The organism is Acinetobacter sp. YH12142 (assembly GCF_013418435.1).
GTDB classification, from domain to species: Bacteria; Pseudomonadota; Gammaproteobacteria; order Pseudomonadales; family Moraxellaceae; genus Acinetobacter; species Acinetobacter amyesii.
Map to the genome: position 1 here is coordinate 1 of NZ_VPCB01000021.1, position 22,748 is coordinate 22,748.

At 41.0% G+C, this 22,748-nt stretch carries 19 protein-coding genes and 1 pseudogene; 13 read left to right on the forward strand and 7 right to left on the reverse strand.

From position 1 onward, the window contains the following. Positions 1 to 110: 110 nt before the first annotated feature. The 5 genes from FTU77_RS13935 to radA all read right to left on the reverse strand — a co-directional run bounded on the left by FTU77_RS13935 (position 111) and on the right by radA (position 5,266). Entirely contained in the window at positions 111 to 452 is a 342-nt protein-coding gene (locus FTU77_RS13935) for a DUF3325 domain-containing protein (RefSeq protein ID WP_180056047.1), read from the reverse strand. Next, positions 449 to 2,200 (reverse strand): PepSY domain-containing protein, encoded by a 1,752-nt coding sequence (locus tag FTU77_RS13940; RefSeq protein ID WP_180056048.1) that lies wholly within the window; start codon positions 2,198 to 2,200, stop codon positions 449 to 451. Before FTU77_RS13940 ends, FTU77_RS13935 begins: the two co-directional genes overlap by 4 nt. Position 2,201: 1 nt before the next feature. Then, the gene (locus FTU77_RS13945; protein ID WP_168378275.1) at positions 2,202 to 2,549 is read right to left on the reverse strand and encodes a hypothetical protein; all 348 of its coding nucleotides are present in this window, start codon (positions 2,547 to 2,549) and stop codon (positions 2,202 to 2,204) included. Between the two features lie 201 nt (positions 2,550 to 2,750). Next, positions 2,751 to 3,752 carry a Tim44 domain-containing protein gene (locus tag FTU77_RS13950; protein WP_180056049.1) on the reverse strand — a complete coding sequence of 334 codons (1,002 nt, stop codon included), beginning with the start codon at positions 3,750 to 3,752 and terminating at the stop codon, positions 2,751 to 2,753. A 125-nt stretch (positions 3,753 to 3,877) separates the two neighbouring features. Then, positions 3,878 to 5,266, reverse strand: a complete 1,389-nt coding sequence (radA, locus tag FTU77_RS13955; RefSeq protein WP_180026689.1) for a DNA repair protein RadA — start codon at positions 5,264 to 5,266, stop codon at positions 3,878 to 3,880. 185 nt (positions 5,267 to 5,451) lie between these two features. Here radA and FTU77_RS13960 point away from each other — a divergent pair. Then, a pseudogene (locus FTU77_RS13960) lies at positions 5,452 to 5,808 on the forward strand (hypothetical protein); the annotation flags it as partial. Positions 5,809 to 6,054: 246 nt separating this feature from the next. On the opposite strand, the gene FTU77_RS13965 reads toward FTU77_RS13960, so the two are convergent. Further along, entirely contained in the window at positions 6,055 to 7,410 is a 1,356-nt protein-coding gene (locus tag FTU77_RS13965; protein WP_180003348.1) for a sodium:alanine symporter family protein, read from the reverse strand. 332 nt (positions 7,411 to 7,742) lie between these two features. On the opposite strand from FTU77_RS13965, the gene FTU77_RS13970 reads away from it, so the two are divergent. The 7 genes from FTU77_RS13970 to FTU77_RS14000 all read left to right on the forward strand — a co-directional run bounded on the left by FTU77_RS13970 (position 7,743) and on the right by FTU77_RS14000 (position 14,395). Beyond that, the gene (locus tag FTU77_RS13970) at positions 7,743 to 9,146 is read left to right on the forward strand and encodes an amino acid permease (RefSeq protein ID WP_180056050.1); all 1,404 of its coding nucleotides are present in this window, start codon (positions 7,743 to 7,745) and stop codon (positions 9,144 to 9,146) included. 344 nt (positions 9,147 to 9,490) lie between these two features. Further along, positions 9,491 to 9,700 (forward strand): lipoprotein, encoded by a 210-nt coding sequence (locus tag FTU77_RS13975; RefSeq protein ID WP_373685428.1) that lies wholly within the window; start codon positions 9,491 to 9,493, stop codon positions 9,698 to 9,700. Between the two features lie 24 nt (positions 9,701 to 9,724). Beyond that, on the forward strand, positions 9,725 to 10,969 hold the full coding sequence (gene lysA / locus FTU77_RS13980) for a diaminopimelate decarboxylase (protein WP_180056051.1): 1,245 nt from the start codon (positions 9,725 to 9,727) through the stop codon (positions 10,967 to 10,969). A gap of 13 nt (positions 10,970 to 10,982) precedes the next feature. Continuing rightward, positions 10,983 to 11,828, forward strand: a complete 846-nt coding sequence (gene dapF, locus FTU77_RS13985; protein WP_180026692.1) for a diaminopimelate epimerase — start codon at positions 10,983 to 10,985, stop codon at positions 11,826 to 11,828. A gap of 85 nt (positions 11,829 to 11,913) precedes the next feature. Next, positions 11,914 to 12,747 carry an enhanced serine sensitivity protein SseB C-terminal domain-containing protein gene (locus FTU77_RS13990; protein ID WP_180056052.1) on the forward strand — a complete coding sequence of 278 codons (834 nt, stop codon included), beginning with the start codon at positions 11,914 to 11,916 and terminating at the stop codon, positions 12,745 to 12,747. Positions 12,748 to 12,818: 71 nt separating this feature from the next. Next, the gene (locus FTU77_RS13995; RefSeq protein ID WP_180056053.1) at positions 12,819 to 13,742 is read left to right on the forward strand and encodes a tyrosine recombinase XerC; all 924 of its coding nucleotides are present in this window, start codon (positions 12,819 to 12,821) and stop codon (positions 13,740 to 13,742) included. A 281-nt stretch (positions 13,743 to 14,023) separates the two neighbouring features. Then, a complete protein-coding gene (locus FTU77_RS14000) occupies positions 14,024 to 14,395 on the forward strand; it encodes a hypothetical protein (RefSeq protein ID WP_078190406.1) in 372 nt (123 codons plus the stop codon). A 500-nt stretch (positions 14,396 to 14,895) separates the two neighbouring features. Here the strand turns inward: FTU77_RS14000 and FTU77_RS14005 are convergent, their stop codons facing one another. Next, positions 14,896 to 15,390, reverse strand: coding sequence for an Lrp/AsnC family transcriptional regulator (locus FTU77_RS14005; RefSeq protein ID WP_180056054.1), 495 nt, complete (start codon positions 15,388 to 15,390; stop codon positions 14,896 to 14,898). A 113-nt stretch (positions 15,391 to 15,503) separates the two neighbouring features. Here FTU77_RS14005 and FTU77_RS14010 point away from each other — a divergent pair, with 113 nt between their 5' ends. From FTU77_RS14010 to gyrA, 5 genes are all read left to right on the forward strand, one after another. Beyond that, positions 15,504 to 16,109, forward strand: a complete 606-nt coding sequence (locus FTU77_RS14010; protein WP_180056055.1) for a LysE family translocator — start codon at positions 15,504 to 15,506, stop codon at positions 16,107 to 16,109. A gap of 527 nt (positions 16,110 to 16,636) precedes the next feature. Continuing rightward, positions 16,637 to 17,389, forward strand: a complete 753-nt coding sequence (locus FTU77_RS14015) for an electron transfer flavoprotein subunit beta/FixA family protein (RefSeq protein WP_180003340.1) — start codon at positions 16,637 to 16,639, stop codon at positions 17,387 to 17,389. Positions 17,390 to 17,407: 18 nt separating this feature from the next. Beyond that, positions 17,408 to 18,340: an FAD-binding protein gene (locus FTU77_RS14020; RefSeq protein WP_111883923.1), complete on the forward strand. Its 933-nt coding sequence runs from the start codon at positions 17,408 to 17,410 to the stop codon at positions 18,338 to 18,340. A 450-nt stretch (positions 18,341 to 18,790) separates the two neighbouring features. Beyond that, entirely contained in the window at positions 18,791 to 19,423 is a 633-nt protein-coding gene (locus tag FTU77_RS14025) for a hypothetical protein (RefSeq protein ID WP_180056056.1), read from the forward strand. Between the two features lie 290 nt (positions 19,424 to 19,713). Then, on the forward strand, positions 19,714 to 22,698 hold the full coding sequence (gyrA, locus tag FTU77_RS14030) for a DNA gyrase subunit A (RefSeq protein WP_180049048.1): 2,985 nt from the start codon (positions 19,714 to 19,716) through the stop codon (positions 22,696 to 22,698). Positions 22,699 to 22,748: the final 50 nt, after the last annotated feature.

The following is a 22,748-nucleotide window of genomic DNA, read 5'->3' on the forward strand; positions in this document are numbered from 1 at the left end:
ATCGTTTGAAGGATAAAAAAAGAATTGGGATTCAGCCCCAGGTTGAAACTTAATACGAGATCAAAGGGGTCAATTTTACTTTGCCATTTGTAAGGTAAAAGGGGTCAATTTTAGAATGCCGTTGACAACACTGCTGACAATACAAATACGACAACCAATGCACCAATAATTTTCCAAAAATATTCAGCGATATAACTAATACATAGCCCGACAAATAAAGCCGCAATGGTCAGCGCGCCAAACCAGTAACTGATGTTATTGCTCGGCGTTCCAAGAGAGAGGCAAATTATCAAGGCGATGATCAATAGCGCCCAGCCGATCAGCGTGGCTAACCGTGTTTGGCCCACACTTAACTCTTTGCTGTAAAACTGCTTTTGATGTTTAGACATGCTGCTTGCCAAGGCAAAAAAACCTAAGCTACTCAGTGCCCAAATCAGGAGAAAGAACATCATGCTTCAACCTCCTTCTTGCCACGCGCTTTTTTAACAGGCAGCCCTTTATGCTTTTTCACTTTGTAAAATGAATAGGCAAACAAGATAGCCAAGAGCCACATTGCAAGATCAAAGGATGCAATCATCCATTGACCATTTGCCATGGTATTCCAAAGCGGTTGACCACCAGTCATGAAGTTTACAATCGGCAGTAAGGCAAAAATTGCTGTGGCAAAAGCTAAAAGTTCTAGCCACGCTTGACGGTGCGTACGGAAAATCGCATAAACGAGCGTCAGTAGCCAAACAATAAAGAAACTACGAATTTCTAATTCCGAACGGTTTTCAAGCTGTGCGGGAATAAAACGGTTGGCATAGAAAAATGCTGCGCAGGCAATGGGTAAACCAATAATCGCTGCAATATTGGTCACTTCAACCGTGCGGTAGCCAAATGATTTAAAGCCTTGTTTCTGCTGTTGAGGCGCACGTTTTACACACCATAGAATGAGACCTGTAGCGACCATCAGGGTGCCTACAATCCCAGAAATGAATAACAGCCAACGTAGTGCTAAGTCTACACCGCGTGCTTCATGCAGCGTAGTCACTACATTGTAAATACCCATAGGTACAGAAGGGTGCTTTAACTTAGCGCTTTCGTCAGTTAAGTCTTTACCAGTTACGCCATCAAATTGTTTGCTTGCATAGACATTTCGATACGCGACACTTTCACCATGTAAGGCACGTAGCTCAATTTTAGCTTGGTCTGTATTTGGTGCAATGATGCTAACGGTACTAATCGGATTGGTTTTCCATTCAGCCTGAACCGCAGTCACGATTGGCGCTAAGTTGGTCAACGGCGCAGCAACGATAGGTTGCTCTTCACGTTTAGAGCGACGATCTCCTCGACCTTCACCACGGCCCTCAGCACGATTTTCGCCTTGGTTTTGTGCAGAATTGGCACGGGCTTGCTGTGGGCGTTCGCTACGTTCTTCGCGTCCTTGGGCAGATTCACGTCCTTCAGGTTTATTTTCTTGAACTAGGGCACGATTTTGTTCTTGTAAAAATTGTCCACGGTTTTCATAAATACGCTCAATCCCCCAAGGCATAATTGTAAATAACAGCAGCAACAGGCCACTAAAGGTGATCATGATGTGGAAGGGAAGCGCAAATACTGCGGTTGCATTATGTGCATCGAGCCAAGAACGTTGTCCTTTACCTGAACGGAAGGTAAAGAAATCTTTAAAGATTTTTTTATGAGTAATCACACCACTAATGATGGCAACTAACATCAACAGTGTCGCTATCCCGACAAACCATCGCGTCCACATACGTGGCATACCATAAAGTTCGAAATGGAAACGATAGAGAAAATTACCACCACGCGTATCGCGCGGCTCAAGCACTTCACCTGTAGCACTATCAATGTAGATTTGTTTACCACCACGGCGTGCGCGAGGGTCTTCACCTTGTTCACGAACGGTAATTAATGTGGCATTTTGACGCGTATTCGGCAGTAAAATATTCCAAGCACCTGCATTTGGATGATTTTGCTGTAAATAATTCAGTGCGACTTGAGTTTGTTGGACTTGTGAACTGGCTGGAACGGATTGATGCAGCTCAGGTGTCATCCAAACATTGATTTCATTTTTAAAAAAGCTCAGGGTTCCGGTCAGGAAAATTGCATACAGCAACCAACCTAAGATGAGGCTAGCCCATGTATGCAGCCAAGACATGGACTGGCGTGGTCCCTCAACTTTTGCATCAACACGCATTTTAGCTTCCCATCATCATATAAACGGCATACAAACACACCGCAGGGATCACAATGCCTAAAGTTGCTTTGAGGGTTTTATTCACCATAAAGACCCAAATAAATGCACAGCTCCACAGGATAAATGCAATTAAAGTTGCACTCATGGCTGCACTTCCGCGGTCTTCGCTAAACACATCTGCGATTACGATGGCAGATAGCATCGCGACAACATATCCGCCCACTAAAGCGAGGGCAAAGCGATAGAAAATCATCAAGCGATAGGTCAATAGAGAAGGGGTGTCTTTACGCGTTTTAGGCAGCGCAGATGTGAGGGGGGTCACGAGTGCCTCAGGTGGTGAGCTATTCATAAAATACTTAAGCGCTTGGAAATTGTATTAAAGTTAATCTAAATGATAACAATTATTATTAATAATTAGAATAATATATTCACAAAATTATTGATTTTTCAGCATGCTGAGTAGAAATGGATTTAAATGAGGAGAATTAAAGGCGAAAAAATAGCGACCGGAGTCGCTATTTTAGAATGCAAGAATGCTTAATTCTCTACATTATTGCTCTTGTTGAATGCCTGCAACTAACCAGTCTTGATCAGAACCCACAGGTTTAACAAAATGCCATACTTCAGCAAATGGCTGTGGCAGGCTATTTAAGTCTTCACTTACAGTACCTGTAAAACGAACACTTACAACGTATTGACCATTTTCGTTAGCAGAATCGACCACCATAGCATTTAAGTTAGAAAACTCAGCAACGTCTTCATCTTTATTCGCCATAATGTCGTTATACATAGACTGGTAAAGGTCAGGTGTTAAGTAACGCTGAATTTCAGCAATGTTGCTTGCAGTATTCATCGATTGAATGTGGTTAAAACGCTGACGTGCAACACGTAAAAATGTTGCTGGCTCTGTACCATCAGGCAATTGATTGCCGCTGTTGGTATAGGCAGCACCAAAAGGCGCATTCGTTGCAGCAGCTGCACCAAATGGAGCATTTGAAGCTGCTGAATTACCGCCTACAGAATTACCAAAAATATTCGTATTGTCATTACCTGCACGAGGTGCGGCATTTTGCTGGCCAAACGGTGCATTGTTTGCACCGCTGTTTGGCGCATATGGGTTGTTAGCGGCTAGTTTTTTTTTTGCGCCCATCTTACGGAAAATGAAGAAGGCAACAGCTGCGGCAAGTAAAATCCAGATCCAGCCTGGAATACCACCTTTCTCTTCCTGCTGTTGAGCTTGCGCTTCAGAAGCTGCTTGACCGTTATTGTCATCGGCCATCGCATTTGCAGCGACTGCACCAATTGCAGCACCAGCCACACCTGCAGCAACCATTCCGCCCACATTCGAGCCAGATTTTGCTGGAGCGCCAGCAGTTGCAGGCTGTTGAACAGGAGCAGATTGACGAGGTTGCTGATAAGACTGAGTTGGAGCAGCTTGACGGCTCATACCATGGCTTTTACCACCACCGGCACGTTTCGCTTCTGCAATCGGCGTTACCAAAAGGGCTGCTGTTAAAAGAGCAGTCATCAAACCACGCTGTCGAACTTCCATCAAATTTTCCTATATCTATATAAAGTTAAAATAGCCATCTAGTTATGCCGCCATTTGTATTGAATTTCAATAGAACATCGGTAAAAAATTGAAAATTCATTCAAAAAATAAACGATTCAGCGTGACTAAGATTCATCGGTCAGCGTAATTGCCTGACTCAATGCCTCATGTAAACGTGCGACAGAAATAATTTCTACACCTGAAATGGGTTTTTGCGGTGCATTACCACGCGGCAAAATAATGGTTTTAAACCCATGCTTAATGGCTTCTTTGAGTCGTTCTTGTCCATTGGGTACAGGGCGGATTTCGCCTGAAAGGCCGACTTCACCAAATACTGCCAAATGCTGTGGCAGGGCTTTAGCTCTTAAGCTAGAGGCGCAGGCTAAAAGTACCGCAAGGTCAGAACCGGTTTCAGTGATTTTTAAACCACCGACGACATTGACATAGACATCTTGTCCTGCAGTTTGTACACCACCATGACGGTGCATAACGGCTAAAAGCATGTTTAAACGGTTTTGTTCTAAACCTAAGGCCACGCGCCTAGGTTGTCCGTGCGCATCATCTACCAAAGCCTGAACTTCAACTAAAAGTGGACGTGTACCTTCACGGCTAATCATGACAATGGAACCCGGAATGGCTTCATCATAACGACTCAGGAAAATGGCGGAAGGGTTTGATACCTCGCGCAGACCTTTATCAGTCATGCCAAATACACCAAGCTCGTTGACCGCACCAAAACGGTTTTTCACCGCACGAATCATACGGAAGCGCGAGTCAGACTGACCTTCAAAATACAAAACACAATCGACCATGTGCTCTAGCACACGAGGGCCTGCCAAAGAACCTTCTTTCGTTACGTGACCGACAATAAACAGTGCTGTGCCACTATTTTTGGCAAAGCGAGTCAGGAGTGCAGCCGATTCGCGAATTTGGGAAACACCGCCCGGCGCAGACTGGAGTGTCTCGGTGTATAGGGTTTGGATCGAATCTAAAATGGCAACGGCAGGGCGTTCATGTGCCAAAACTTCACAAATACGCTCGACACAGGTTTCGGCCATGACTTTGAGTTGATCGGTCGGCAAGTCTAGGCGCTGGGCACGTAGAGCCACTTGAGACAAGGATTCTTCACCAGTGACATATAAGGCAGAACTTTTACTCGCCGCCATATAGGTTGCGGTTTGTAGCAAAATAGTGGATTTACCAATGCCGGGGTCACCACCAATCAGCACAACTGAACCTGTGACCAGTCCACCACCGAGCACACGGTCAAATTCACCAATACCTGTTGCCATTCGAGTTTCATGCGAAACGGAAACTTGATTTAAGGTAGTCACAGCAGCGGCTTGACCTGCATAGCCACCGCCCATTTTAGGCTGCGCACGGTGTGTAACAGCGGGTGCAATACTGACTTCGACTAATGAATTCCATTCACCACATTCGGTACATTGACCGGCCCATTTGGGATGATCAGCACCACATTGTTCACATCGATAGACACTTTTTGCTTTCGCCATAATATTTACTGTGCACAAACTCAAATTGAGTCACAGCATAGCGGTGAATACATCGAAAAACCAAGTTTTTATCGCATGAAATGACTGATTAAGGTCAATTGATGTCGTTTTATTTTCAAGAGCTGCACTTTTACATAGTAAGCACTTTATAATAGCGCATTATATTTTTTGAAATGGGTCACCACATGACTGAACTATTACGACATATCGATGCCATCGCACGTGAAAAAAATCGTGATGTGTTATTTGTGCATTTTGAAGAATATGATCATCAACATCCTGAAAAAAATACGGTGCGTAATGATGTTATGCACTGGTTTGACCTGCAAAATATAGACTATTTCCCTTGTATGGGGCTAGAAGGTGAGTCTTTAATCGATAGTTATACAGGTGATTTATACCTTGACGTGCCTTTTGATGAAAGCAGCCCTGCATATAAAACCCTCAGTGAATACCTTGAAGATGAACAAGGGAACATGAAAATTCAGGGGGTATTGTTCTTTTCTTTATCTTTGGAAATTGCCCTAGAAATCGAAGCAGATCTGATGGAAGCCAGTGCTGTAGATTCTGAATATGCTGAAAATGAGTTTGGTGACCAATTTGGTGAAGGCTTTATTGAAGATGCTGAATTAGATCCAAAAGATGAAGCGGCCAATGAAAGCAACACGAAAAACGACAAATTTGATGATGGTCAAATCAGTACGATTCAATAAGTAAATATCGATTTTCAGTCCGAATAAAAAAGCCACGTGAATTCACGTGGCTTTTTGTTTAGCAGCGTGAAAGGATTAGTACAGTTCACCTGATTTACGACGTGCAATAAAGTCCTTCGATTCTTTGGCAATAACACCAGAAAGTAACAACAGCGCAATTAAGTTTGGTACAGCCATCAAACCGTTAAAGGTATCGGCAAATAACCACACAAGATCAAGAGTCGCCACACAGCCTACAAAGACTGAAGCGATGTAAATCAAACGGTAAATCAAGACAAACTTTTCACCGAGTAAGTAGGTACAGCATTTTTCACCATAGTAGCTCCAACCTAAAATGGTTGAGTATGCAAAGAAAATAATCCCGAAGGTGACGATCAAGCCGCCAAAACCCGGTAATAATTTATCAAATACGCTGATAGTTAAAACTGCACCAGTTTGGTCGCCAAAACTGTTGCCTGCCATAATAAAGCCCATGACCAAAACAATCCCGGTGATAGAACACACGATAATCGTATCGATAAATGTACCTGTCATTGAAACTAAACCTTGACGTGCAGGGTGATCCGTTTTCGCAGCAGCCGCGGCAATAGGTGCAGAACCCATACCTGCTTCGTTAGAGAAAACACCACGGGCAACACCATAACGAATAGCCGCACCAATCGCACCACCTGCCGCAGCTTCGCCAGTAAATGCATAGGTAAAGATTAATTTGAGAGAAGGAATGACCAATTCAAGATTATTTAAAATGATGATTAGTCCACCCAATACATAACCGACAGCCATAATAGGTACGATATAAGAGGATGCTTTAGAGATGGATTTAATTCCGCCGAGAATTACTAAAGCAGACAGAATAGTAATAACAATACCTGTAATCCACGTTTCAAGTCCGAGACTATTTTCAACAGCGAGGGCAACCGTATTGGACTGTACTGAACTGCCAATGCCGAAAGAGGCTAAAGTACCAAAGAGGGCAAAAATGACAGCGAGCCATTTCCACTTCAGTCCACGTTCAATGTAGTACATTGGACCGCCGCTCATTTCGCCATTTTCATTTTTTACGCGATATTTGACTGCGAGTACGCCTTCACCATATTTGGTTGCCATACCAAAGAGGGCTGTCATCCACATCCAAAATACTGCACCGGGGCCACCAAGGACGCAGGCTGTTGCAACGCCTGCGATATTACCTGTACCGATGGTTGCAGATAAAGCAGTCATAAGTGAGGCAAAATGTGAAATATCGCCTTCATGTGATTTGGCATGTTCATGCCTTCCAAACACTTGTTTAAATGCTAAAGGCAACATGCGGAATTGCCAGAATAGTAAACGGAAGGTGAGGAATACACCTGTTCCAACAATGAGGACCAACATGTATGGGCCCCAGACCCATCCACTGAGTGTTTCCATGATATTTTGAATTTCTTGCATAGTATCTTCTTCTTATCGGCCCAGAGTGAGTGAATGCTACATTATTGATATCTGTAGCAATTGATATGCCATTGTTAGAAACTTCCATGATTTTTGGCATAATTTTTTATCGTTGGTAAAATATTTTTTGCATAAAATTTAAGTTATTACAAGTAAATTGTTGTTTTATTGGTCGCTTTAAAATGTGAACTGGCGCTAAGATTTTTATATATAAGAAAAATAAATTAACTTTGTCACTTAATCCGAAAATATAGATGATGAAAAATAATTTTGTATTTTCTGAAATTTTTACGTTAATTTGTCGCAATTGGAACGCGAAGTTGAATTAAATAATGTCAAATGAAATTCATGGATCGCACGCTGATAGCGGCGATTTGAAACGAAGCTTGTCCAACCGACACCTGCAATTGATTGCGATTGGTGGTGCGATTGGTACAGGTTTATTTATGGGGTCAGGAAAGACCATCAGTTTAGCTGGTCCGTCCATCCTTATTATCTATATGATTATTGGTTTTATGGTTTTCCTCGTCATGCGTGCATTAGGCGAGTTATTACTATCAAATCTTGAATATAAATCTTTTATCGATTTTGCAACCGATTTAATCGGCCCGTGGGCAGGTTATTTTGTGGGTTGGACCTATTGGCTGTGCTGGATTACTATAGGGATTGCAGATTTATCGGCCATTATTTATTACCTGCAGTTCTTTAATGGAGGTAACCCGTTCTCGCCCGAAGAAGGGGTGATGATCAGTGTTGCCGCCATTGTGTTTATCATGGGTTTAAACCTTGTTACGGTTAAACTTTTTGGTGAGTTAGAGTTCTGGTTTGCACTGATTAAGATTATTGCAATCGTGGTGCTCATTGGTGTCGGTCTTTGGATGATCTTTACTGGATTTACTTCTTCGACAGGTGAAATCGCATCATTCACGCATTTATGGTCACATGGTGGTCTATTTCCAACAGGTCTAACCGGCTTCTTAGCAGGTTTCCAGATCGCCATTTTTGCCTTTGTCGGTGTGGAACTCGTCGGTACTACGGCTGCAGAAACCAAAGATCCAGAGCACAACTTGCCTAAAGCTGTGAACTCGATTCCGATTCGTATCATTATTTTCTATGTGCTTGCACTTGTGATTGTGATGTCAGTAACACCTTGGAATACCATTGATCCGAGCATTTCACCATTCGTGAACTTGTTTAGCCAAGCCGGTATTGCAGCTGCTGCGATTATTATGAACTTGGTGGTGTTGTCATCGGTCATGTCATCTATGAATAGTGGTGTGTTCTCGACTTCACGTATGTTGTTTGGTTTATCTCGCGAAGAGCAAGGTCCAAAAGCGTTTGGTCGTCTAAACTCACGTGCAGTTCCTGCAAATGCATTGTATTTCTCTGCAGTTTGTTTGCTATTGGGCGCAGCTTTACAGTATTTCGTACCGAACACGGTTGAAGCCTTCACATTAGCAACTACACTTTCGACGATTTTATTTATCTGCGTATGGCTCATGATTATCTGGAGCTATATCGTTTACTATAAAACTCGTCCTGAGCTGCATGCGAAATCAACCTTTAAATTACCGGGTGGTTTATATACCTGTTGGCTCGTGATTATCTTCTTCATCGGCATGATTTATGTTTTGTCGCTAGAAGCAGATACCATGAAAGCGCTCATAGTGAGCCCAATTTGGTTCATCATTTTGATTATTGGCTATTTCGGTTTTTATAAGAAAAAGCACCATTAATTTACATTTTTGAACTGATGTAAAAACATAAAAAGCTGCTCCTGAGGAGCAGCTTTTTTTATTTGGATATGGACTTATTTTAAGTTAAAACAGACTGTTTATTAGCGTTTCGATTTGTATTAAACAGCATTCAAATTGATATGCTATTTCAGTGAAATCAATAGCCTGATCGAGCTAGAAATAAAGACAAATAAGGATTGAAAACAGCACCATCAAATTTTGCTTAAATTTAGTGCAGAATGGCAAAAAGCTCACTTGGAATTACAGGGCTTTTCTTTTATCCGCGGGTTGATCACGTTATACTCGGAAAAATCTTTTCATTAGGTACGTTTATGTATCGTTTTATGAATTATAAAATTATTGTATTAGCAAGTGCTGTGCTGCTGACCGCTTGTGGTCAGTCTGGTGCATTGCATTTACCTTCAGATGCAAATGCAGATAAGCGCGCAAAATATCTGATTTATCTAGATACGCCTGCACAGCAAAAGCAGGAAAAACAAGCGGCTCCTGTTGCAACTGAATCGGAATCTTCAAATTCTAACCCTACACCTTAATGCTTTTATAGAAAGGATACTTTCATGAGTTTCACCCGTACGAATGGGGTATTGCATGCAGAGCAATGTTCTTTACAACAGCTTGCACAGCAATATGGCACACCGCTTTATGTTTATTCAAAAGCTACTTTTGAAAAGCATTATTCAGATATGGATCGTGCATTTAGCTTTATCGACCATCAAATTTGTTTTGCGGTAAAGTCAAACTCTAATCTTGCGGTGTTAAACGTACTTGCCAAGCAGGGTGCTGGTTTTGATATCGTGACGGGTGGTGAACTCGCACGTGTATTAAAAGCCGGTGGTGAAGCTTCTAAAATTGTATTCTCTGGTTTGGGTAAAACTGAAGCTGATATTCAAAAAGCGTTGGACGTGGGTATTGCATGTTTTAACGTTGAATCACATGCAGAGCTAGATCGAATCCAAAAAGTTGCTGCGGCAATGGGTAAGAAAGCACCGATTTCATTGCGTGTAAATCCAGATGTGGATGCCAAAACCCATCCTTATATCTCTACGGGTTTAAAAGAAAATAAATTCGGTATTCCTTCAGACAGCGTTTTTGACACCTATGCATATGCAGCGTCGTTGCCTAATCTTGAGATTATCGGGATTGATTGTCATATCGGTTCACAGTTGACTGAAACTCAGCCTTTTGTTGATGCACTTGATCGTGTCATTGTAATGATCAATCAACTGAAAGAGATGGGTATTCATCTAAAACACATCGATATTGGTGGTGGTTTAGGCGTGACTTACAAAGACGAAGTTCCGCCAACTGTTGAAGAATATGCTCAGGCAATGCGTCCGGCTTTAGAAAAATTAGGCCTTAAGGTATATATGGAGCCGGGGCGTAGTATTTCTGCAAATGCAGGTGTGTTGTTAACCAAAGTTGATTTACTCAAACCGACCAATCATCGTAATTTTGCCATTATTGATGCCGCAATGAACGACTTAATCCGTCCCGCTTTATATGAAGCATGGATGGATATTCAGGAAGTAACGCCTCGTACTGATACAGAAAAGAAAGACTGGGATGTTGTTGGCGCGATTTGCGAAACTGGCGATTTCCTCGGTAAGCAACGTCAGTTGGCGATTCAAGAAAATGACGTGCTTGCAGTATTGGGTGCGGGTGCTTATGGTTTTGTCATGAGTTCAAACTACAACAGCCGCGGACGTGCTGCTGAAGTAATGGTTGACGGTGATCAGTCTCATTTGATTCGTGAGCGTGAAACCATCGAATCATTATGGGAACGTGAACGTTTATTGCCTTAAGGAGAAATTCGAGATGTTATTAGAATTTACCAAAATGCATGGCCTTGGCAATGACTTTATGGTGGTCGATCTGATTAGCCAACGAGCTTATTTAGATACAGTGACGATTCAGCGTTTGGCCGACCGTCATTTTGGTATTGGTTTTGATCAGCTTTTGATTGTAGAACCACCTGATTTACCCAATGTCGATTTTAAATATCGTATTTTTAATGCAGATGGTTCGGAAGTTGAACAATGCGGAAATGGCGTACGTTGTTTTGCGCGCTTTGTGCATGAACGTAAGTTGACCAGCAAAACCAAAATCAAAGTACAAACCAAGTCAGGTATCGTAGAGCCTGAATTAGGTGTAAATGGTTGGGTGCGCGTCAATATGGGTTATCCACGCTTTTTGCCGCATGAAATTCCATTTATTGCGGAAGAGCCTGAAAACTTATACGACATTGCATTGGCGAATAATGAACAACTCACCATTGATGTGGTGAGTATGGGTAATCCGCATGCAGTAACGATCGTTCCTGACGTTATTACCGCAGACGTTGCTAAAATTGGTCCACAAGTCGAATCGCATGAGCGTTTTCCACAGCGTGTAAATGCAGGTTTTATGCAAATTGTGGACGAGAAACATGCACGCTTACGTGTATTTGAACGTGGTGTCGGTGAAACTATGGCCTGTGGTACAGGTGCTTGTGCAGCGGCAGTATCAGGTATGCGTCGTGGTTTATTAGCCAATTCGGTCGAAATAGAGTTGGCAGGTGGTAAGCTGCAAATTGAGTGGCAAGAAGGTGGTGTGGTTTGGATGACTGGACCAACTGCAACAGTTTACGAAGGACGCTTAGATTTAAGTTACTTCCAAGGTTAAAATCAAAGCCCTGAATGAATCAGGGCTTTTTTTCATAAAATAAAAAGTGAATAAAAAATTATAATTCAATTGGATTGGAATCAACATGGAACAAATAAACGAAGAAATAAAAGAAGAAATCTTAGAACAACTTTTTCATAAAGCCTTACATGAACCCGCGTATCGACCCGAATTTTTAGCTCAGTTATTAGCGGCCAATGTGTATTGTGTGGGAACAACAGGGGGACGTGATTCACGTATTGCCGAAGATTTGATCTTGGATGAAGGCGACAGTATTCAATTGAAATCATGGGAAGATGAAACATATGATTGCGTCATCCCATTTTTTACGTCCTTGGAAAAAATGCGGTTGGCAATATCTGAAGAGGAGTCGTATATCCGGCTACCAACCAAGGCATTATTTGAAATGACCATGGGGGCAAGGCTTGTATTGAATCCACAATCACCTGATGCGACGAAGGACTTTGTACCAGAAGAAATTCAATATTTGCTGAACGGGCAGTATATTCAGCCCTCAGAAAACTATGAAGTTACTGAAGATACGGAAGTTTTAATTGGTCAGCCGGCGGAATATCCGCAGTTTATGATTGATCAATTAAGCATTTTTTTCGGCACAGAGCGTGTGGTAAAAGCTGCCTATTTAGCGCAAATGCTGAATCAAGCTCGAGATGATTCACCGACTTTGCTGATCGGACTAGATTTAGAAGCAGGATTATCTGAACAACAAATTCAAGATTTGCACAGTAAAATTGGTCGTATCACACAGGATAGTTTAAAAGAGCAATGCCCAGTGGATTTGATCCATGTCAATCCACACAGTGTGGATGGTGTAGAAGGGTATTTGCTTAATGAAACGCAAGCTTTTTACCAACGTGTTGATGGTAAGCCTAAGGGGTTCTTTGCTAGACTCTTTTCATAAAACAGATATGTAAGATCGCTTTAGAGAACGTACCACAACGCTAAAGCACATGTTGAAATGGGAGAAGACGGATGACGATGGATCAGAGTCAACTACTGGCTATGTGGTTGAAGGAACGTGAAATTCAAAATCAGTCTAAACATACCTTGCAAGCGTATGAGCGTGATGTCAGTGATTTTCTCCAATTTTGTACAATACGCAACTTGCCACTGCATGATGTTGAAAAGTCAGATCTGCGTGAATTTGTTGCTCATAAAGTGGAACAGTTTCAGCTCAGTCCAAGTAGTTTGCAGCGCATGTTATCTTCGATTCGCCAATTTATGAAATGGGCAGAACAAGGGGATTATCTCAGTTTTAATCCCGCAGATGATTTTCAGCTCAAACGCCAATCACGTCCTTTACCTGGATTGGTCGATATTGAAACCATTAAACAAATCATGGAACAGCCTGAGCCAGAAAGTGAAACTCAACGGCAGCTTTGGATACGTGATAAAGCGATTTTGGAGCTGCTATATTCAAGTGGTTTACGTTTGGCTGAAGTGCAGGGCTTAACCATTCGAGATATTGATTTTAATCGCCAACTGTTACGTATTACGGGTAAAGGGAATAAAACGCGCATTGTACCTTTCGGTTCTAAAGCCAAAGAGGCTGTGATGCATTGGTTGCAATTATATCCTGCATGGCATGGTGATTTTGTCCCAGAAGCCCAAGTTTTTATCACTCAAAAAGGCAATCCACTAGGGGTAAGACAAATAGAAAATCGAGTTAAATTTCAAGCTCGACGTGCAGGTGTAAATGTCGATTTACATCCGCATTTATTACGACATTGCTTCGCTAGCCATATGTTGTCCAATAGCGGTGACTTGCGTGCTGTACAAGAAATGTTGGGGCATAGTAATTTAACCACTACACAAATTTATACCCATGTGGATTTTGATCGATTGGCACAAGTGTATGATCAGGCCCATCCAAGGGCACAGCATAAAGATTCGTAACAATTGCAAAAACGACTTTGGTACTCAGTGGTCTAAATTTTGCTTAAATTTACAGGCTAGATTTCACATTTTGTATCCTAAAGTGGTCTGCTTCATGAAAGTTAAATAAGGATGTGAAAAAATATTGGTAAAATTGACCGACATTTTGAACTATTGTCGCATTATAAAAATTCAAATTATCGGGTATAAAAATTGTCCATTATTGAATTGACGTAAGTGCCGAAGTGAAATTCGCTATTTACTAAATTGCTGTACCGTTAAAAAAATATATAGGCCATACCATGATTTCAGATATTCAAGAAAAATATGACCAGTTAAATGGTCAGCAAAAAGAAATTTTTGCAGGATACGGCTTACGCCAAATCAAGCACTTCGTTGAAATTGGTTTGCCTGAAATAGAAGCTGTATTACCAGAAGGTTCACAGCTTCAAGGGATTAATGCCGATGGTAAAGTTCAGGCGTTTAATGCTGCGACGGGCCAATATTTTATTTGGATTTCGGATAAACAGTGGCAGCTTAGCAATAAAGCAACTGTAAAATTTGACAGCAAAGAAGATGCCCTCACCATTTGGCGTATTTTTGATTTGGCACAATATGAACTTATTGACCTAAGCCACATCCATCGTGACTTTTTGGAAAATCAGCCAGCCTAAACCATTGGTCAAATAAACAACTCATGGGCTATCTTCATTGGATTTGGATGTTTAGCCCTTATATCACCCGCACCATGACATGTTGTGATGTTTATGAGCAGAGCGTTAAAGTGTCTACCTCGTTTGGTTTTAAGCTTTCAAATAAACATTTGAGATAAGCTAGTGGACGTCTTTGCAAAACTTATGATGCTAAACAAAATCTCTAAATGTAAACCCATTTTGCTGTTCAGTAATCAATTCGCTCAGTTTTGATAGCGAGAGCCTGTAAATCCAATCAGTCGTATTCTTGTTTAAGAAATTAATCTCAAAGGTTCCTTAGATTGTGTTCGTTCATTTGCCGCAAATCATTATTTTTCTTTGCTTAAAATATAAGTAAATACCGCATAGCTAGGTATTTGCATTCGAGGCTGTGAATAACTGCGTTACTATATTGCCAAGCTTGTAGTATCAGCCTCGTCGTTTCTAATGCTTGAGTTGCTCGTTGGCAGACCAATTTCTGTTTATAAATCTTCTAACGGTAACTGGAAGCTTTGTTTGATGATTTGGCTAGGTAAATCAGTCTTTACACTAGTGATGCCATTTTTCTTGGTTAAGTGAGTAGACTGAAATTTACGGTAACTTTCTAGGTCAGGCACCACAACTTTGAGCATTGCATCGCACTCACCCAAAATAATATAGCACTCCATGACTTGAGGAAGTTCTTTCATGGCTTCGATAAAAGTATCGATGGTTTCAGCATCTTGCCCAGTTAACCAAATACGAGAGAACAAAATTAATTGAAAGCCAATCTTTTGTGGATCGACCACGGTGGTGTAATTCTGAATCACACCTGCTTCTTCGAGTAATTTGACCCGACGTAAACAAGAAGAAGGAGAGAGTCCAATTTCCTTGGCTAAGTCATTATTTTGCATACGACCATTATTTTGAAGTGCGCGAATGATATTTTTATCAATACGATCCAGTTTAACTAGAATTGACTTAGAAGGTGTCTTCATAAAATAGAATATAATTCTAAAAATAATATCTATTATAGAATATTTGATATCCTATTTTAAAGCGATTCAAACATACTAATTTCACTTTCAGGACATAGAAAGGGAAAATTGAAATGTCTGTATTTGCTTTATTTGCCTTAACGGTAATTCCCCTTATTTTCACACCAGGACCCGATATGCTTTTTATCCTGTCACAAGTGATGGGTAAGGATGCAAAAGCAGGCATGATGGCTACAGTAGGTGTGTGTTCAGGTTATTTGGTTCACTCGATTTTGGTGGCATTGGGTATTGCTGCGATTATCGTGTCATTTCCACTACTGTTTGAAACAATCCGCTGGTTGGGGATTGCTTATCTTTTATATTTGGCGACGCATTTGCTACGTTCAGTATTTAGCAGTAAAAAATTAAGTATTGAGAAAAAGTCAGCGTCAAACACGATTAAAAAAGGCTTTTTTACGGCTTTGCTGAACCCGAAAGGTATGTTGATTTATTTTGCAATTTTGCCGCAATTTATCGATAAATCAGCGAATACCGTGAGTCAAGGTTTGATTTTGTCCTTCATTTTTATTGGGCTGATTTTTGTGGTGTATTGTAGTTTAAGTGTGGTCTTTGCACGTATTACACAAAAAACTGAAATTGATGAACGCAAACAAAAGTGGGTTGATGGTACATCAGGCGGTTTATTGGCTCTTGCTGCGACATGGTTAATTGCCAATTAAAAACAGCAAATGTAAATAGAAATAATTGCCTTAACTAAAACCTTCGTGAAGGCGGAGGTTTTTTTATATGTGGTGAATATCGACACATATTAAGAATAAGAAAGAGAGAAAAACCCACCAATTAGCTTCGGAAAAGTGAAATTAGCGCTAAATTCATTATGCTTCTATCTTAAATGACAAGTTTAGATATGTTGCCGAATGTGTAGAGGGAAAGCTCTATTTCAGAAAGATTGATCGAAAATTGATATTAAATCAGATCTTTTGATGAGCTAAATCAAGTAAAAAAATAATAAAAATCAATGCTTAAAAAATAACTGAATAATGCGTTTTTTTGGATAACTGAACCATTCTCTAAAAAATGTGAACGATAAGTTCAAGGAAATTACGCTTTTTTACAGGTCTTTCGATAATTGTGACTTGACCGAAATGCCGTACACATTGCAAGATAGGGCACCTAAAAAATTTAAAGTGAAGAGTTAATATAACTTTTCTCAACATTTACATTTGCTAAAACAGCCGAGGATTACATGAAGGCTCTTGTTGCTGTAAAACGTGTGGTTGATGCCAACGTTAAAGTTCGCGTTAAGCCGGACAACAGTGGTGTTGACTTAACGAACGTTAAAATGTCAATTAACCCATTCTGTGAAATCGCAGTGGAAGAAGCGGTTCGTTTAAAAGAAAAAGGAACTGTTTCAGAAATCGTTGTTGTTTCTATTGGTCCTAAAGAAGCTCAAGAACAAATCCGTTCTTCTATGGCGCTTGGTGCAGACCGCGGTATCCTTGTTGAGGCTGACGACAGCCAGTTAGGTGCACTTGAAGTTGCAAAAATCCTAAAAGGTGTTGTAGACGCTGAACAACCTCAATTGATCCTTCTTGGTAAACAAGCAATTGATGACGACTCTAACCAAGTTGGTCAGATGCTTGGTGCGCTTTTAGGTGCTGGCCAAGGTACTTTCGCTTCAGAAGTTAAAGTTGAAGGCGATAAAGTACAAGTGACTCGTGAAATCGACGGTGGTTTACAAACTGTTGAACTTGCACTTCCTGCAATCATCACAACTGACTTACGTTTGAATGAGCCACGTTATGCTGCTCTTCCAAACATCATGAAAGCGCGTAAAAAACCGCTTGATACTAAGTCACCTGCTGATTATGGCGTTTCACCTGCGACTAAGCTTAAAACTGTTAAAGTTGAAGCTCCTGCAGAACGTAAAGCGGGCATACAAGTGAAGTCTGTAGACGAGCTTGTAGATAAATTGAAAAACGAAGCGAAAGTGATCTAATACAGAAGGATAAAAATCATGAGTATTTTAGTTATCGCTGAGCACGACAACAAAGCACTAAATGGTGCAACTCTTAACGTTGTTGCTGCAGCGCAAAAAATCGGTGGTGATATCACTGTATTAGTAGCTGGTTCAGGCGCTCAAGCAGTTGCAGACCAAGCAGCTAAAGTTGCGGGTGTAAGCAAAGTATTACTTGCTGACGACGCTGCTTATGCTAATCAATTGGCTGAAAACGTTGCTAAATTAGTTGCTTCTATCGGTGCGGGTTACACTCACATCCTTGCTGCTTCAACAACAACAGGTAAAAACGTACTTCCACGTGCTGCTGCGCTACTTGACGTAAGCATGATCACTGACATCATTGCTGTTGAAGGTCCTAAAACTTTCAAACGTCCAATCTATGCAGGCAACGCGATTGCAACTGTAGAGTCTGGCGAGTCTGTTGTAGTTGCGACTGTTCGTGGTACTGCATTTGATGCTGTTGCAAGCGAAGGCGGCTCTGCTGCAGTTGAAGCTGTTGCATCTACTGGTGATGCTGGTATTTCTAAGTTCGTTTCTGAAGAAATCGTGAAATCTGAACGTCCAGAATTAACAGCTGCGCGTATAGTTGTTTCAGGCGGTCGTGGTGTTGGTTCAGGTGAAAACTATCACACTGTACTTGATCCATTAGCGGACAAGCTTGGTGCTGCGCAAGGCGCATCTCGTGCTGCTGTTGATGCTGGTTTCGTACCAAACGATATGCAAGTGGGTCAAACAGGTAAAATCGTTGCTCCTGACTTGTACATCGCTGTAGGTATCTCAGGTGCGATTCAGCACTTGGCAGGTATGAAGGAATCTAAAGTGATCGTTGCGATCAACAAAGACGAAGAAGCGCCAATTAACTCAGTAGCTGACTACTGGTTAGTGGGTGACTTGAACACTGTAGTTCCAGAATTAGTATCTAAAATCTAATTTCTGAACGCAGTTCAAAACGCTCCTAAGCTTATGGTTTAGGGGCGTTTTTATTGTTTGAAGAATTAGTAGGTCTTCTTGGTTATGTTTAATCGATTAATTATACGTAAATGTACATATATAAATTGCACTTAGATGTTTCATGCTTATGAGGGTAGGGATTCTTAGTTTAGTAGTTTAACATTCATGTGATGTTTCTTATTATTGGTATTAGACACTACTGTAGCGTAAGCTATTTGTATGTTAAAACTTAAATGGTAAGTAAGCAGGCGCAATCGCTTGGTAATAGGATGGAAATTAATAAATTATAAAAAATACATAGATTTAAAATAAAATAATAAAATTTATCCTTCAAGTTTGAATCTTAAACTTAAAGCAAGCTTAAAGGATTATATATTTTTTGTTAACATTGCTTTTTTATTGAACTTGCCCTTTAGGCGGAGTCTCCCTTTGAAATTTGATTTTCAGTTACCAGTCAGTGTATTGGTGCTGATGATCTGCTGTTTACTTTTTCCTGTTTTACAAAGTGTCTCTTTTTCTTTATTTGATGGAATGACCGTTACAGCAGTTGAATCGGTTCAAGCATTGTTATTGCTGTTTTTTGCGATATATACTTTTTTCTATATTCGACCACTTGAAATGCAAGATGGAAAGAAACAATTTTGGTTGTGGGCTGTTGCATGGTGGTTGTTGCTATTTGGTCGTAGTATTAGTTGGGGGCGTGACTATTTTCCTGATGTGCCTAAACCGTATTTTCGTTTAATTTCGGTATTCATGATTGCACCTGTGGTTTTTATGCTGTTTTCGCCTTATTTACGCCAAGAAATCGCACGTAACTTAAAAACCTTGGCTTTGCCAATTTGGCCATTCGGCTTGGTGATATTGGGCTTATTTATTTCTGATGCAGTTGAGCATAGTCGAAGTCTTAGTTTTTTATTTTTGTACGATTTGGCTTATAAAGATTTCATCGAAGAAGTTTATGAATTTCCGCTTATTTTTGGTTTGTTTTTAACAGCATACCCATGGTTGCAGCATGATCATGTGCCTCAAGAATTAGAGGTCATGCAATATCATAAAGAGTGATTTTTATCACATTTATGGGTCTAAATTTGAAGCTTCGAAAAGAAATATTTTGAACATTAAACAACCTCTATTCGTAGAGGTTTTTTTCACAGCAAATAAAATCAAAATGCTTAAAATAAATACAAAAAATCATGGTTCTAGTGCAAGATGATTGGCACAAAAATCAGGGTTTTTATGCTATACTGTCCGACTTGATTTTTGATATTGGTTCAGTATTTTTTGAACTAATTTTTACAGATTTACGATATATAAATGCGGGCAGAATTCTGCTTGTATAACAAGGAGTATGCATGAGCGTATCGGAAATTAGACCGATTGCCATTGAGGATGAACTGAAGAGCTCATATCTCGATTATGCAATGAGCGTGATTGTGTCACGTGCGTTGCCAGATGTCCGAGATGGTCTCAAACCTGTTCACCGTCGTGTGCTTTTTGCAATGCACGAATTGGGCAATGACTACAACAAAGCTTACAAAAAGTCTGCCCGTGTAGTCGGTGACGTCATCGGTAAATATCACCCACATGGTGACTTAGCTGTATACGAAACCATTGTTCGTATGGCTCAAGATTTCAGTTTACGCTATCAATTGGTTGATGGTCAGGGTAACTTCGGTTCTGTCGATGGTGACAGTGCAGCAGCAATGCGTTATACCGAAGTTCGTATGCGTAAATTAACCCACGAACTTTTAGCGGATCTTGAGAAAGATACCGTAGAGTGGGAAGACAACTACGACGGTTCTGAACGTATTCCACAAGTCATGCCAACACGTGTGCCTAACTTGTTGATTAACGGTGTAGCTGGTATTGCTGTAGGTATGGCAACCAATATGGCTCCGCATAACATGACAGAAGTCATTAATGCATGTCTTGCTTATGCTAACGATCCGCACATCAGCATTGAAGGGTTAATGGAGCACATTTCTGGTCCAGATTTCCCTACAGGCGGTATCATTTATGGTAAATCAGGCATTGTCGATGCATACCGTACTGGTAAAGGCCGTTTGCATATCCGTGGTAAATATCACATTGAAGAAGATCAAAAATCGGGCCGTAGCACGATTGTCTTCACGGAAATTCCTTATCAAGTTAACAAAGCAAAAACCATTGAACGTATTGCTGAGTTGGTTAAAGAGAAAAAACTTGAAGGTATTTCTGAACTTCGTGATGAATCAGATAAAGAAGGGATGCGTATTGCAATTGACTTGAAGCGTGGTGAAAACGCTGAGGTGATTGTAAATAACCTATTCCAAAATACCCAATTAGAAAATTCATTCAGCATTAACATGGTCTGCCTCGATAATGGTCAGCCTAAGTTAATGAACTTGAAAGATATTATTGCAGCGTTTATCCGTCACCGTCAGGAAGTGGTTACACGTCGTACCATGTTCGAACTGCGTAAAGCACGTGAACGTGGACATATCTTAGAAGGTTTGACGGTTGCACTCGCAAATATCGATGCGATCATTGAAACCATCAAAACATCTGCAAACCCAAGCGAAGCGCGCGAACGTTTACAAGCGGGCGAGTGGGCAGGCGGTGGTGTTGTTGCCTTGCTTGAAAAAGCAGGCGCGGTATCTGTCCGTCCAGATGAAATTGAAGGCGAAGATCCAGCACGTCCATTTGGTTTAACAGGTGATATTTATCGTCTGTCTCCAACCCAAGTAGGTGCGATCTTAGAACTTCGTTTACATCGCTTAACCGGTCTAGAACAAGACAAGTTACAAGCTGAATATACAGAAATTCTTGGTCAAATTGCTGAATACACGGCAATTTTGAACGATTTCAACTTATTGATGAACGTAATTAAAGAAGAATTGGCTTTAATCCTTCAACAATATGGCGATGCACGTCGTACCGATATCGTGGAATCACGTATCGACTTCTCTCGTGAAGATTTAATCCCTGAAGAGCAAATGGTACTGACTGTTTCTAAATCAGGTTATGCAAAAACTCAACCATTGTCAGACTACGCTGCACAGCGTCGTGGTGGACGTGGTAAGTCTGCAACTTCAATGAAAGAAGACGATTACATCCAACATTTGATCGTGACTTCAAACCACGCAACAGTGCTTTGCTTTACCAATGTAGGTAAAGTTTATCGTCTGAAAGTCTATGAAGTGCCTCAAGCATCTCGTGGTGCGAAAGGTCGTCCGATGGTGAACTTATTGCCATTAGATGAAAACGAAACCATCACCGCTATTTTACCAGTGGTCGATGCGCCGAAGAAATTTAAAGAACGTTTGGCTGACTTTAAAGTATTTGTAAAAGCCAATAGTGCACAGTTACAAACCAATGAAGTGATTAATAGTCATTTTGCGGGCTTAGAAGCTGCACTTGCTGAGACTGAAGATGGTGCAGATGATTTATCTGACGCACTTCGTATTCAGTTGAAACAATTGGGTCTAGAGTTGTCTACGACTGATCTTGATGATGAAATCATCAATGACTTTGCACAGCAAGCGGAAGCCGTTCGTAAAAACTTCTACGTATTTATGGCAACAGAATACGGTACGATTAAACGTGTTGAGTTAGAACAATTCTCGAATGTTCGTTCAAACGGTCTACGCGCGATTGAACTCAATGGTGATGACACCTTAATCGGTGTTGCCATTACCGACGGCGAACAACAAATCATGTTGTTCTCAAACGAAGGTAAAGCCATTCGTTTTGCAGAAACTGACGTGCGTTCAATGGGTCGTTCTGCCAAAGGTGTTCGTGGTATGCGCGTGACCATTGGTGCAGCAGCTCAAGCTGAAGACGCTGAAGATGCGGATGTAGAGTCTGATGATGAAGATACCTCTGATTCAGCTCTCATTAGCCGTATAGTGTCATTGGTAGTTGTTCCGGAAACTGGTGAAGTACTTTGTGCTTCAGCTAATGGTTATGGTAAACGTACACCAGTAGATGACTTCCCAACTAAGAAACGTGGCGGTAAAGGTGTTATTGCAATTAAAACATCTGAACGTAACGGTGAACTTGTTGGTGCGGTAGCGATTGATGCGTCTAAAGAGCTAATGTTAATTTCAGATGGTGGTACGTTGGTTCGTACACGTGCGTCTGAAGTGGCACAAACAGGTCGTAATGCTCAAGGTGTTCGTTTGATCCGTTTAGGTGAAAGCGAAATCTTGGTCGGTGTTGTTGCGATCGAAGCAGTTGAAGAAGACGAAACTTTTGAAGAAGTGGAAGCAATCGAAACTGAGCAGCTTGTCGATGACTCAACGATTATTGATCAAAATGACAATGAATCAGATCTCAATGAGCCTGAAGAAGACTAATTGAAGATTTAGAAAAGAGGGCGCTACGGCGTCCTTTTTTATAGACAGAT